General features: G+C 72.2%; 14 protein-coding genes, 3 pseudogenes and 1 riboswitch. Of the genes and pseudogenes, 8 read left to right on the plus strand and 9 right to left on the minus strand.

Annotation, left to right across the window (positions count from 1 at the left end):
• Positions 1-72: 72 nt before the first annotated feature.
• Positions 73-804 carry an HAD family hydrolase gene (locus tag U6N30_RS01915; protein WP_324275909.1) on the minus strand — a complete coding sequence of 244 codons (732 nt, stop codon included), beginning with the start codon at positions 802-804 and terminating at the stop codon, positions 73-75.
• A 60-nt stretch (positions 805-864) separates the two neighbouring features.
• Positions 865-991: riboswitch (SAM riboswitch) on the plus strand.
• A gap of 12 nt (positions 992-1,003) precedes the next feature.
• Here U6N30_RS01915 and thrC point away from each other — a divergent pair.
• The 3 genes from thrC (at position 1,004) to groL (ending at position 4,710) form a co-directional block, all read left to right on the plus strand.
• The gene (gene thrC, locus U6N30_RS01920) at positions 1,004-2,272 is read left to right on the plus strand and encodes a threonine synthase (protein WP_324275910.1); all 1,269 of its coding nucleotides are present in this window, start codon (positions 1,004-1,006) and stop codon (positions 2,270-2,272) included.
• Positions 2,273-2,490: 218 nt separating this feature from the next.
• Positions 2,491-2,691 (plus strand): cold-shock protein, encoded by a 201-nt coding sequence (locus U6N30_RS01925; protein ID WP_179706813.1) that lies wholly within the window; start codon positions 2,491-2,493, stop codon positions 2,689-2,691.
• 384 nt (positions 2,692-3,075) lie between these two features.
• Positions 3,076-4,710: a chaperonin GroEL gene (gene groL / locus U6N30_RS01930; protein WP_324275911.1), complete on the plus strand. Its 1,635-nt coding sequence runs from the start codon at positions 3,076-3,078 to the stop codon at positions 4,708-4,710.
• 166 nt (positions 4,711-4,876) lie between these two features.
• Here the strand turns inward: groL and U6N30_RS01935 are convergent, their stop codons facing one another.
• Complete coding sequence (locus tag U6N30_RS01935; RefSeq protein ID WP_324275912.1) at positions 4,877-5,260, minus strand: VOC family protein; 384 nt, start codon at positions 5,258-5,260, stop codon at positions 4,877-4,879.
• Between U6N30_RS01935 and U6N30_RS01940 the strand changes: the two are divergent.
• Together U6N30_RS01940 and U6N30_RS01945 are read left to right on the plus strand one after the other, a co-directional pair.
• Positions 5,259-5,731, plus strand: a pseudogene (locus U6N30_RS01940) (DUF72 domain-containing protein); the annotation flags it as partial. The gene U6N30_RS01935 and the pseudogene U6N30_RS01940 overlap by 2 nt on opposite strands.
• 92 nt (positions 5,732-5,823) lie before the next feature.
• Positions 5,824-5,925: pseudogene (locus U6N30_RS01945) on the plus strand (DUF72 domain-containing protein); the annotation flags it as partial.
• A gap of 159 nt (positions 5,926-6,084) precedes the next feature.
• Here U6N30_RS01945 and U6N30_RS33115 read toward each other — a convergent pair.
• From U6N30_RS33115 to U6N30_RS01960, 3 genes and pseudogenes are all read right to left on the minus strand, one after another.
• The gene (locus U6N30_RS33115) at positions 6,085-6,708 is read right to left on the minus strand and encodes a Gfo/Idh/MocA family protein (RefSeq protein ID WP_422678016.1); all 624 of its coding nucleotides are present in this window, start codon (positions 6,706-6,708) and stop codon (positions 6,085-6,087) included.
• A gap of 65 nt (positions 6,709-6,773) precedes the next feature.
• Positions 6,774-6,986: pseudogene (locus U6N30_RS33120) on the minus strand (Gfo/Idh/MocA family protein); the annotation flags it as partial.
• An 88-nt stretch (positions 6,987-7,074) separates the two neighbouring features.
• Positions 7,075-7,437 (minus strand): bleomycin resistance protein, encoded by a 363-nt coding sequence (locus U6N30_RS01960; protein WP_324278129.1) that lies wholly within the window; start codon positions 7,435-7,437, stop codon positions 7,075-7,077.
• Positions 7,438-7,561: 124 nt separating this feature from the next.
• Here U6N30_RS01960 and U6N30_RS01965 point away from each other — a divergent pair, with 124 nt between their 5' ends.
• Positions 7,562-7,801, plus strand: a complete 240-nt coding sequence (locus U6N30_RS01965; RefSeq protein ID WP_324275915.1) for a DUF4031 domain-containing protein — start codon at positions 7,562-7,564, stop codon at positions 7,799-7,801.
• Here the strand turns inward: U6N30_RS01965 and U6N30_RS01970 are convergent.
• The 3 genes from U6N30_RS01970 to U6N30_RS01980 are packed head-to-tail and all read right to left on the minus strand — an operon-like array spanning position 7,776 to position 9,683.
• Positions 7,776-8,378, minus strand: coding sequence for an HD domain-containing protein (locus U6N30_RS01970; RefSeq protein ID WP_324275916.1), 603 nt, complete (start codon positions 8,376-8,378; stop codon positions 7,776-7,778). The two genes, U6N30_RS01965 and U6N30_RS01970, sit on opposite strands and share 26 nt — an antisense overlap.
• A gap of 22 nt (positions 8,379-8,400) precedes the next feature.
• The gene (locus U6N30_RS01975) at positions 8,401-9,258 is read right to left on the minus strand and encodes a M20/M25/M40 family metallo-hydrolase (RefSeq protein WP_324275917.1); all 858 of its coding nucleotides are present in this window, start codon (positions 9,256-9,258) and stop codon (positions 8,401-8,403) included.
• A complete protein-coding gene (locus tag U6N30_RS01980) occupies positions 9,255-9,683 on the minus strand; it encodes a hypothetical protein (protein WP_324275918.1) in 429 nt (142 codons plus the stop codon). Before U6N30_RS01980 ends, U6N30_RS01975 begins: the two co-directional genes overlap by 4 nt.
• Positions 9,684-9,756: 73 nt before the next feature.
• On the opposite strand from U6N30_RS01980, the gene U6N30_RS01985 reads away from it, so the two are divergent.
• Complete coding sequence (locus U6N30_RS01985) at positions 9,757-10,518, plus strand: phospholipid scramblase-related protein (protein WP_324275919.1); 762 nt, start codon at positions 9,757-9,759, stop codon at positions 10,516-10,518.
• 315 nt (positions 10,519-10,833) lie between these two features.
• Here U6N30_RS01985 and U6N30_RS01990 read toward each other — a convergent pair whose 3' ends face one another.
• Positions 10,834-11,082 (minus strand): DUF6458 family protein, encoded by a 249-nt coding sequence (locus U6N30_RS01990; protein ID WP_324275920.1) that lies wholly within the window; start codon positions 11,080-11,082, stop codon positions 10,834-10,836.
• 244 nt (positions 11,083-11,326) lie between these two features.
• Here U6N30_RS01990 and U6N30_RS01995 point away from each other — a divergent pair, with 244 nt between their 5' ends.
• On the plus strand, positions 11,327-11,458 hold the full coding sequence (locus U6N30_RS01995; RefSeq protein WP_324275921.1) for a hypothetical protein: 132 nt from the start codon (positions 11,327-11,329) through the stop codon (positions 11,456-11,458).
• Positions 11,459-11,470 lie beyond the last annotated feature (12 nt).

Below are 11,470 nucleotides of genomic sequence, written 5' to 3' on the forward strand. Positions count from 1 at the left end.
CGGCCTGGGCCCAGCCCTCGCCCATCGCGGCGTCGGTCACGGTGGCGTTCGGGACGGTCTCGAGGAGGCCGGTCATGCCGTCGACGGCCGCGCCGTTCGCGGTGATGAACAGCCGGCCGACCGCTGGTGCCATGTCCAGGTCGCTGACGCTGTCGCCGATCGCGACGGCGTCGGCGGGGAGATGCCACGCCGCTCGAGGTCCCAGGCGATGGCCGCACCCTTGGAGATGCCGCGCGGCATGAGGTGGAAGACCCGCGGCGGCAGCGGGTCGTCGTCCAGGCCGAACCGCGACGTCGCCGGGATCGCGCCGTTGTCCTTGAGCGTCAGCCAGCCAGCGCCCTGCTCGGCCAGCCAGGCGTCGACCGCGAGAGGGTCGACCCGCCCTCGGAGCAGGGCGTCGGTGGAGTGCGTCGCGTGCCAGGGCGCGTGCCACTCCAGCCGGCCCGGGTTCTCGGCGATCAGCTTCTCCACGACGCCCAGCTCGGCCATCACGTCCATGGGGGTGCGGCCGGCGTGCTCGGCGGGGAGCTCCCCGGTCAGCTGGTGGGTGCCCCGGCCGGCGTCCCAGGCGATCGTCGCGCCCAGTTCGGCGATGGCGCCGTCGGCGGCGAAGATCCGCGCCGCCTCGATGACCTGCTCGAACGTCCGGCCGCTGACCAGCACCAATGGGACGCCGGCGCGGTGCAGCTCCAGCAGCGCGGTCGCAGGCTCGGCGGTGAGCTCGCGGCCGGCGGTGTGCCAGAACGACCCCCGCGGGCCGACCATCGTGCCGTCGAGATCGGTGTAGACGATGCGGGCGGTCACATCTCACATCCTGACCGTGCACCGGATCGCCTGCCGGACTGGGTACAGTTCTCGGCGTTCCACTCATCCAGAGGGGCAGAGGGACACGGCCCGACGAAGCCCCGGCAACCGCCGCCTGCGCATGCGCAGCGGAAGGTGCCAATTCCGTCCCGCACGGCTCGACGGCCCGGTGCGGGGAAGATGAGGAGGTAGTCGTCGCATGACTCTGACCGCTCCCGGTTCGGTCCAGGCCGATGTCCACGCTCGCGGCCCGGTCCCGCCCTGTCCCGCCCGCGGCCTGGTGTGCCGCAACTGCGGGGCCACCTTCGGGCTGATCGCCGAGCACGCCTGCGCGGAGTGCTTCGGCCCGCTGGAGGTCGACTACGACCCCGAGCTCATGAAGGCGGTCACCCGCGAGCAGATCGAGGCCGGCCCGCAGAACATCTGGCGCTACGCCGGCCTGCTGCCCGTCGGCCAGGACCCGGCCGACCGCGTCTCGCTCGACCCGGGGCTGACCCCGCTGGTGCGCGCCGACCGGCTCGCCGCCGAGCTCGGCATCACCGGTGGCCTGTGGGTCAAGGACGACTCCGCCAACCCGACGCACTCCTTCAAGGACCGCGTGGTGAGCCTCGCGGCCACCGCCGCCAAGGGCCTGGGCTACCGGAAGATCGCCGCTGCTTCCACCGGCAACCTGGCCAACTCGGTCGCCGCGCACGCCGCCCGGGTCGGCATCCCGTCCTTCGTGTTCATCCCGAGCGACCTGGAGCCGGGCAAGGTCGTGCAGTCGGCGGTCTACGGCCAGACGCTGGTCGCCGTCGACGGCTCCTACGACGACGTCAACCGGCTGACCAGCGAGCTCGCCGAGACCGACGAGTTCGAGGACACCGCGTTCGTCAACCAGAACGTGCGGCCGTACTACGCCGAGGGCTCCAAGACGATGGGCTACGAGATCGCCGAGCAGCTCGGCTGGCGGATCCCGGCCCAGGTGGTCATCCCCATGGCGTCGGGCTCGCTGCTGACCAAGGTGGACAAGGCGTTCCGCGAGCTCACCGCGGCGGGCATCGTCGAGGCGACCGAGTGGACGATCTTCGGGGCCCAGTCGGCCGGCTGCGACCCGATCGCCACCGCCTTCGACAACGGCTGGGACGTCGTCAAGCCGGTGAAGCCGACCGGCATCGCCAAGTCGCTGAACATCGGCAACCCCGCAGACGGTCCCTACGCGCTCGACGCCATCCGCCGGACCGGCGGCTCGGTCGGCCGGGTGGGGGACGACGCGATCGTGCAGGGCATCCGTGACCTCGCCCGTACCACCGGCGTCTTCGCCGAGACGGCCGGCGGCGTCACGGTGGCGGTGCTGCGCCAGCTCGTGGAGGACGGACGGCTGGACCCGGCCAAGGAGACGGTCGTGCTCAACACGGGGAGGGCCTCAAGACCCTCGACCCGCTCGAGCCGGTCGTCGGCCCCACCCACCGCGTCGAGCCGTCGCTGAAGTCGCTGCGGGCGGCCGGTCTCATCGGCTGACGGTGGGCGGGCCGGCACGTCGCCCGATCCGGGTAACGGTGGTGCGTCGATGTACCGCTACCAGGCATTACCTGATGTAGCTTCTCGCGCGGTTCCAGTTCCATGTTCGTGACCAGCGGGCGGAAGAGCTAGACCCGGTCCCCCGATCCAGAGGGGCCGTCCGCACGCACGAACGTGGGAGCACACGTGGCACAGGGCACCGTGAAGTGGTTCAACGCCGAGAAGGGTTTCGGCTTCATCGCCGTCGACGGCGGCCAGGACGTCTTCGTCCACTACTCGGCCATCCAGATGGACGGGTACAAGAGCCTCGAAGAGGGCCAGCGGGTCAACTTCGAGGTCGTCCAGGGCGCCAAGGGCCCGCAGGCCGACCAGGTCACCGCGGCCTGAGCCTGCACCTCGCCGAGGCCCGGTCCCCTCTGGGGCCGGGCCTCGGTGCGTTCTGGGCACGTAGCCGGCGCCGCCCCGCGGAAACCCGAGGCATAGGTACCTATGCGTGCGTTCTGGGTCGTGAGACGCACGTATAGGTACCTATGCCTCGGGTGCCGGGACGGCGGTGGTCGGCCGGGGAACAGCAGCCGGGGAACCCCGTTCTTGCACTCGCAGGGGTCGAGTGCCAGACTCGTTTCTGGCACTCGGGGCTCCTGAGTGCCAATCAGGTCGGAACGGTGAGGCGCCGGCGCGTGGACGCAAGGGAGTCCGCGTCACCCGGTGTCGTCCGTCGCGGGCACCAACCCGGCCGTGCAGCGATCAATGCATGGAGGACATCACCACATGGCCAAGATGATCGCGTTCGACGAAGAGGCGCGCCGTGGCCTCGAGCGGGGCATGAACACCCTCGCCGACGCCGTGAAGGTGACGCTCGGCCCCAAGGGCCGCAACGTCGTACTCGAGAAGAAGTGGGGCGCCCCCACCATCACCAACGATGGTGTGAGCATCGCCAAGGAGATCGAGCTCGAGGACCCGTACGAGAAGATCGGGGCCGAGCTCGTCAAGGAGGTCGCGAAGAAGACCGATGACGTCGCGGGTGACGGCACCACCACCGCCACCGTGCTGGCCCAGGCGCTCGTGCGCGAGGGTCTGCGCAACGTCGCCGCCGGCGCGAACCCGATGGCCCTCAAGAAGGGCATCGAGAAGGCCGTCGAGGCCGTCAGCGAGTACCTCCTCTCGACCGCCAAGGACGTCGAGACCAAGGAGCAGATCGCCGCCACCGCCTCGATCTCCGCCGCTGACCCCGCCATCGGCGAGCTCATCGCCGAGGCGATGGACAAGGTCGGCAAGGAAGGTGTCATCACCGTCGAGGAGAGCAACACCTTCGGCCTCGAGCTCGAGCTCACCGAGGGCATGCGCTTCGACAAGGGTCACCTGTCGGCGTACTTCGTCACCGACTCCGAGCGCATGGAGACCGTGCTCGACGACCCGTACATCCTGGTCGTCAACGGCAAGATCAGCACGGTCAAGGACCTGCTGCCGCTGCTGGAGAAGGTCATGCAGTCGGGCAAGCCGCTGGCCATCATCGCCGAGGACGTCGAGGGCGAGGCCCTCGCGACCCTGGTGGTCAACAAGATCCGTGGCACCTTCAAGTCCGTCGCCGTCAAGGCGCCCGGCTTCGGTGACCGCCGCAAGGCCATGCTGGCCGACATCGCCATCCTCACCGGTGGCCAGGTCATCAGCGAGGAGGTCGGCCTCAAGCTCGACAACGCCGACATGTCCCTGCTGGGCCGCGCGCGCAAGTTCGTCACCACCAAGGACGAGACGACGATCATCGAGGGTGCGGGTGACGCCGACCAGATCCAGGGTCGCGTCAACCAGATCCGCGCCGAGATCGAGAAGTCGGACTCCGACTACGACCGCGAGAAGCTCCAGGAGCGTCTGGCCAAGCTCGCCGGTGGCGTCGCCGTCATCAAGGCCGGTGCCGCGACCGAGGTCGAGCTCAAGGAGCGCAAGCACCGCATCGAGGACGCGGTGCGCAACGCCAAGGCCGCCGTCGAGGAGGGCATCGTCGCCGGTGGTGGCGTCGCTCTCGCGCAGGCCACGGCCGTCGCGTTCGACAAGCTCGAGCTCGAGGGTGACGAGGCGACCGGTGCCAACATCGTGCGCGTCGCGCTCGAGGCGCCGCTGAAGCAGATCGCCATCAACGCCGGCCTCGAGGGTGGCGTCGTCGCGGAGAAGGTCCGCAACTCCGACACCGGCTGGGGCCTCAACGCCGCCACCGGCGAGTACGTGGACCTCGTCGCCGCCGGGATCATCGACCCCGCCAAGGTGACCCGCTCCGCGCTGCAGAACGCCGCCTCCATCGCGGCGCTCTTCCTCACCACCGAGGCCGTCATCGCCGACAAGCCGGAGAAGCACGCTCCGGCCGCCGGCGGCGGTGGCGACATGGGTGGCATGGGCGGCATGGACTTCTGAGTCCAGCTCCCTGGTAACACCAGCACTGCCCGGCAGGGGCGGTCCGCTTCGGCGGGCCGCCCCTGTCGGCGTTCGCGGCTCCTGGCCTGCTGTCGAGTGCGACGAAGTGGTGGCCATCGGTCGCTCATGACCACCACTTCGTCGCACTCGCCGCTGCGTACTCGGGTCACTCCGGGGCGAAGACGCAGAACTCGTTGCCCTCGGGGTCGGCGAGGACGCTCCACTCGATCTCGTCGTCCGCCTCGCGCACCATCGTGGCGCCGGCCGACAGCAGCGGCCAGGTCTCGCCGACGACATCGAAGTGCATGCGGTTCTTGACGATCTTCGGCTCGGGCACCGGGACGATCCACATCAGCGGCCCCTCCCCGGTCGGGTCGACGATCGGGATCGGCCAGTCGTGCGGACGGGGCTCGTCCTCCTCGGGCGTCTGGGCGTCCTCGAGCTGGTCGCGGCGCACGTAGCCGATCGCGGCGCACCACCAGTCGGCGAGCGCGTGGTGGTCGCGGGCGTCGAGGCAGAGGTCCTTGAACCGGGCGGGTGCGTCAGCCATGAGTGCGCAGGGTAGGCGGCTCCCCGTGAGCGTGATCATCGGGACCTCGGGGTGGCAGTACCGCGACTGGCGCGGGCTGTTCTACCCGGCCAAGCTGCCCCAGCGGCTCTGGCTGGAGCACCACGCCGAGTTCTTCGCGACGGTCGAGAGCAACAACGCGTTCTACCGGCTGCCCGAGCGCGAGACGTTCGTGAGGTGGCGCGAGCGCACGCCGCCGGACTTCCGGTGGGCGGTCAAAGCCAGCCGGTTCCTCACCCACATCAAGCGGCTGCGCGAGCCCGAGGAGCCGGTTGCCCGGCTGATGGGCCGCGTGGAGGGCTCGAGCACCGTCTCGACACGATCCTGCTGCAGCTGCCGCCGACGCTGAAGGCCGACACCGAGCTGCTCCGCGACTGCCTGGCGCACTTCCCCGGCGGCACCCGGGTCGCCGTCGAGCCGCGGCACGACAGCTGGTGGACCGACGACGTCCGGGCTCTCCTCGAGCGCTACGGCGCCGCGCTCTGCTGGGCCGACCGTGACGAGCAGCCAGTGGCCCCCTCTGGCGCACCGCGGACTGGGGGTACCTGCGCTTCCACCACGGCTACGAGGCGTGGGGGTACCGGCCGCAGACCCTGCAGCTGTGGGCCGACCGGATCGCCGCGACCTTCGGCGAGGAGGACGTGCTCGTCTACTTCAACAACGACCCCGGCTGCGCGGCGGTCATCGACGCCGTCCGCTTCGCCGACGCCGTCCGCCGGGCCGGGGGACGCCGACCCGCGTGCCCACCGCCGAGCAGGCGCTCGGCCGGGCCTGGGCCGAGGGCAGAAGACCCCGGGCGTCCCCGTCTAACCCAGTTCGGGGGCCTCGGCGTGCCGCACGCCGAGCTGCTCGGCCGCCTCGCCGAGGAGGGCCTGGACGGCGAGGGTGTCGGCCAGTGGCATCACCGAGCTCTCGGTCCGTCCTGCCCGCACGCACTCGGTGACCTCGATCAGCTCGTGCGCGTAGCCGGCGCCGATCGGAGGCCGGGTGACCGTCTCGGGTTCGGCGTCCCCGCGGTGCAGGACGATCGTGGAGGGGTGGTGGAACCGGGGCGGGACGTCGATCCACCCCGTCGTCCCGAAGACGCGAGCCTGGCCGGGCAGCGCGTTCCGGAGCGACGTCATGAGGGTCGCCGAGCGGCCGTCGCCGTGGTCGAGGAGCAGCGATGCCTCGGCGTCCGCGCCCGAGGGGAACAGCGAGCCGGCGGCGACCACGCGATCCGGCGTCCCCAGGAGCATCTGGGCGAAGTTGACGACGTAGACGCCGAGGTCGAGCAGCGCGCCCCGCCCAGCGCCAGGTCGAACAGCCGGTCGACCGGGTCGTACTCGCGGGCCACGCCGAGGTCGGCCTGCACGGACCGGACCTCGCCGATGGCGCCGTCGGCGATCAGCTCGCGGACGGCGACGATCGCGGGCTGGAACCGGGTCCACATCGCCTCCATCACGAAGACGCCGGTCTCGCGGGCGAGGTCGACGACCTCCTGCGCGCCCGCGGTCGTGGCGGTGAACGCCTTCTCCACGAGCAGGGCCTTGCCGGCACGCAGCGCGGCGATCGACAGCGCGTGGTGCTGCGGATGAGGCGTCGCGACGTAGAGGACGTCGACGTCGGGGTCGGCGACGATGTCGGCGTAGGAGCCGTGCGCCCGGTCGATGCCGTGCCGGTCGGCGAACGCCTGCGCCCGGTCCAGTGAGCGGGAGGCGACGGCCACCGGCCGCGCCCCTCCACGACGGCGAAGTCCTGCACCACCTTGTCGGCGATGCGGCCCGGCCCGACGATTCCCCAGCGGATCTCTTCGTTCACCCCTCAGACGCTAGCGGGGAGCCGAATCGCAGCAGGTTGCCGTCCGGGTCGATGTGCGCGCCCTCGCGGAGGCCGTAGTCGGTGTCCACGGGTGGACCGGTGCGCGGGACGTCGGCCCACCGGGCCGCGAGTGCGTCGGCGTCGGGCACGTGCAGGTAGGCGGCGGCCGCCGTCCGGAGCGGGTCGTGCCCTGGCGTCACCACCAGGTGCAACTCCACGCCGGCCATCGCTGCGAACCCGTAACCGTCGTCGTGAGCGCTGACCGCGCACCCGAGGGCCGCGTAGTGGTCGAGCGCCCGCTGCAGGTCCGTCACGGGGAAGATCGGCGAGACCCGGACCGCCGGGTGGTCGTGGGACATGCCGGGCACACTGCCACTCGACCGAGCTTGCGAGGTCGAGCATGAGCACAGCGCCGTCGGTCACGGTGCCGACGAGCGAAGCGAGGGGTGCCGTGGCTGTGCTGATCGACACCCCGGTGTGGCCGTGGCGGGGAGGCTCTGGTCGCACCTGGTCAGCGACGTCTCCTACGACGAGCTGCACGCGTTCGTGGAGCAGGAGCTCGGCATCCCGCGGCGGGCGTTCCAGGGCGACCACTACGACGTCCCCGTCGACCTCTACGACGTCGCCGTCGCGGCCGGCGCGCAGCCGGTCGAGTGCCGGGAGCTGCTGGCCCGGTTGATGGGGGCCGGGCTGCGGGTCAGGAAGACCCGGCGCGGCGCCTGAGCAGGACGAGTTCGGCGGTCATGTTGGCGCGGGCCGTCTCCGTCCAGGGCCGTGCCGCCGGCGTGCGGTACAGCGTCTCCAGCCCGAGGAGGTGCTCGAGGACGGCGATCCGTCCGGCGGTGAACTCCTCGTCGGAGAGGTGCGCGTACTCCGCGCGGATGGCCGAGGCGTAGGTCGCGTAGGCGCCGGGCGGTCCGGCCAGGACGGCGAGGTCGGCGTCGCAGAGCACCGCGCCGTCGACGTCGTCCGGTGCGGGCTCGTGCCCGGCGGTGAGCAGCACCAGCCGCTCGACCTCGGCCACGCGCTCGTCGCCGACCAAACCGCGCAGCCCGGCTCGCGCCCGCTGCGCGCTGATCGCCTCGTTGTCGTCGCGCTCGGGGACGTAGACCACGTCGTGGTACCAGGCGGCCAGCCGGACGGCGTCGGGGTCGGCGGCGCCGCCGAGCTCTCCGACCAGCCCGAGGACGGCGGCCAGGTGCGCGAGGTCGTGGTAGCGGCGGTGCGGCTCGCTCCACGCGGCGACCAGCGCTGCCCACTCGGTCCGGGACGTGGGGAGTCGCCGGCCAGCTCGGCCCACGCCTCGAACCCGACGGGCCCGCTCACCGGACGCCGCAGGTGCGCAGGGCCAGCAGCGCGAAGGCGCGGGCCGCGGTGACCACCTCGGCCACCGGCACCCTCTCCAGCGGGCCGTGCGCGAGGTTCAGGTCACCCGGGCCGTAGTGCAGCGTCGGGATGCCGGCGGCGACGTACTGCCGCAGGTCGCTGCCGGCGGCGATGGCCCGCTCCTCCGTCGTCCCGCCGCCGGCATCGGCCACCGCCGCCCGGACGGCCGGCAGCAGCAGGTGCCCCGCCGGCAGCTGCCCGCTGGCGAAGGCGCCGCCGGTCCAGGTCAGGCGCACCGGGTGCTCGGCGAGCCACGGGTCCGCGGCGCAGAGGGCCGCCAGCCTGTCCTCGAACACCTGCCGGGCCACCGCCACCGGCTCGCCCAGCCGGACCCCGTAGCGGCCCTCGGCCACCAGCCGGTCGGGCACCGAACTGGCCCAGTCGCCGGCCTGGATGCGTCCGATCGAGATGCCGTAGGGGTACCGCGTGCTCGTGAAGCGCGGATCGGCGTCCCGCTGCCGCTCCGCCTCGAACTCCTGCAGTCCGGCGTGCAGCTGAGCGAACTTCTCCACGGCGCTCACACCCCGGTCACGCATCGCGGCGTGCGCGGCGTGCCCCTCGACCTCGAGCCGGAACGTCAGCGCCCCGGCGTTCGCGGTGACCACGGCCCCGGCCGTCGGCTCCGGGATGACGCAGAGGTCGCCGAGGTGGCCCCGGCGGATCGCCGCCCAGGCGCCCAGGCCGCCGTCCTCCTCGCCGATGACGCCGTGCAGGGCGACCGGCCGCACCAGGCGCACCCCGGCCGTCCGGAGGGCGGCGAGCGCGGCGAGGGCGGATACGACGCCGGCCTTCATGTCGCAGGCGCCGCGGCCGTGGAGGTCGCCGCCGACGATGCGGGGACGAACGGATCGCCGTCCCACAGCGACAGGTCACCGGGTGGGACGACGTCGGTGTGCCCGGACAGGATCAGCGCCGGCGGGCCGGCCTCCACGGCCGGCAGCGTGCCGACGACGCCCCACGCCTCCGTGCGCTCGACCTCCTGGCCGGGGGCGTCGGCGTCGGTGGCGGCCTCGGCGAGGTCGATCTCCCAGGCGTCGACGGCGCAGCCCTGCTCGTCGAGCCAGCCGGCGAGCAGGTGCTGCACCTCGCACTCGGCGGGCGTCCCGCCGACGGAGGGGACCGCGACCATCGTGGCGAGGCGGTCGAGCACCCAGCGCTCGTCCACGGCGTCGACGACGCGGGCCTCGACGTCGGTCAGCTGCGACCCGGCCAGAGTCATGGCCGGAGTCTGGCACGCGCCGCCGCGGCCACCGTCCGGGCCTCCGCCCGGTCCGGGGGCTAGCTTGACCGCCGTGACGCAGCCTCCTCCGCCGCCCGGCTGGTACCCCGACCCCGCCGGTGGAGGCGGGACCCGATGGTGGGACGGCCAGGGTTGGACCGAGCACCTGCAGCAGGCACCGCCACCGCCCCCGCCACCCGCGCCGTCGCCCCCGCCGGCGACCGGGCTCGGCGGTGGCCCGTCGCTCTACGAGCAGCCGGTGCTGCTGGTCAGCCAGAAGACCAAACTGATCGAGCTGACCAACGAGTACGCCGTGCTCGACGGGGAGGGCCGGCAGATCGGCGCCGTCGTCCAGGTCGGGCAGAGCGGCCTCAAGAAGGCTGTCCGTTTCCTCTCCAACGTCGACCAGTTCCTCACCCACACGCTGGAGGTCCGCGACGCTCGCGGACCGGTCCTGGTGCTCACCCGGCCGGCGAAGCTGATGAAGTCACGGGTCATCGTCCAGCGGCCGGGCGGCGCCCCGATCGGCGAGATCGTCCAGGCCAACGTGTTCGGGAAGATCCGCTTCGACCTGGTCGCCAACGGTGCCGTGGTCGGCGCGATCCAGGCCGAGAACTGGCGCGCCTGGGACTTCGCGGTCACCGACGCCGCCGGAGTCGAGGTGGCGCGCATCACGAAGAAGTGGGAGGGCCTGGCGCGGACCATGTTCACCACCGCCGACCGCTACGTCGTCCTGGTGCACTACCGGCTGCCGGAACCGCTGGCCAGCATGGTGATCGCCTCCGCGTTGACGGTGGACACCGCCCTGAAGCAGGACGACCGCGGCTTCAACTGAGATGTCGCGGCTGTGGCGATGTGCAGCTGTGGCGCATTCCGCGGGCAGAATCCGCCGCTGCCGCACATCCCCTGGGTCTCCGCTGGGGTCGACAGGGAGCGGGTTGCTGCGCGTAGCCTGGTCACCGTCCGGGCCGGGTGCCACGTGCCCCCGGGTGCCATTTGGTTACGCCTTCACGGACTACCGCCCCGACCTCGGTCGGGGCTGGAGCCGCGTTGTGCATCTCGCCGCGAGGCGGCCGTCACCCGGTCCGGACCCTGAACACCGACGAGCCCCCTCCAGCTGGAGGGGCTCGTCCGTGTTCGGGGACCTGGCTCAGTAGGTCTCCTCCGTGGTGCTCCGGCGGGCCGGAGCACCGGACGCCAGGTCGCCGTAGGCGTCGGTCCGGGTGACGCGTCGCTGGCGGGGACCCCAGACGGCGAGCTCCAGGACGATGCCGAGGGCGCCGACGATCATCAGGATCCAGCCGACCACCTGGAGGTCCACGCCGCTGACGTCCACCCGCAGGGCGAAGGTCAGGATCGCGCCCAGCGCGAGCAGGACGATGGCGGTTCCGAGTCGCATGGCGAACTCCCTTCCTCACGGTCGCGGCCGTGCGGGCGCGCGGGACCGGCGGCGGTCGCCGCAGGCGGGGTGTGCCCCTCAAGATCGATTCCGAACCACTCAGGGCGGCCGCTGTCCCCCGAACGGGGTGTCTGAGGCCCCTTAGGTGCCGGTCGGGCGCCAGGACGGCGCGGTCGCCCGATGCCGGCGCCACCCCTCAGCACGAATGTCGTCGTCATCCACAGGGACGACGGAAGGCACGACGATGACTCTCCACTACAGCAACCCGGCGCTCGACGCCGAGCTCGCCTACCGGCGCGAGGTGCTCATGGCAGCCGGGCACAGGACCCGTGCCCCGCGCGGCTCGTGGCTGCGCAACCGCCGGCGCCCGCGCTGACCGCTTCCGCCG

It is taken from the genome of Blastococcus brunescens, from assembly GCF_035320885.1.
Taxonomy (GTDB): Bacteria; Actinomycetota; Actinomycetes; order Mycobacteriales; family Geodermatophilaceae; genus Blastococcus_B; species Blastococcus_B brunescens.

Coding starts and splice junctions, on each gene's coding strand:
- groL (WP_324275911.1), top strand. CDS start 3,076: ATGGCCAAGATGATCGCGTTCGACGAAGAGGCGCGCCGTGGCCTCGAG.
- U6N30_RS01995 (WP_324275921.1), top strand. CDS start 11,327: ATGACTCTCCACTACAGCAACCCGGCGCTCGACGCCGAGCTCGCCTAC.
- U6N30_RS01935 (WP_324275912.1), bottom strand. CDS start 5,260: ATGGCTGACGCACCCGCCCGGTTCAAGGACCTCTGCCTCGACGCCCGC.
- U6N30_RS01975 (WP_324275917.1), bottom strand. CDS start 9,258: ATGAAGGCCGGCGTCGTATCCGCCCTCGCCGCGCTCGCCGCCCTCCGG.
- U6N30_RS01960 (WP_324278129.1), bottom strand. CDS start 7,437: ATGTCCCACGACCACCCGGCGGTCCGGGTCTCGCCGATCTTCCCCGTG.
- thrC (WP_324275910.1), top strand. CDS start 1,004: ATGACTCTGACCGCTCCCGGTTCGGTCCAGGCCGATGTCCACGCTCGC.
- U6N30_RS01980 (WP_324275918.1), bottom strand. CDS start 9,683: ATGACTCTGGCCGGGTCGCAGCTGACCGACGTCGAGGCCCGCGTCGTC.
- U6N30_RS01990 (WP_324275920.1), bottom strand. CDS start 11,082: ATGCGACTCGGAACCGCCATCGTCCTGCTCGCGCTGGGCGCGATCCTG.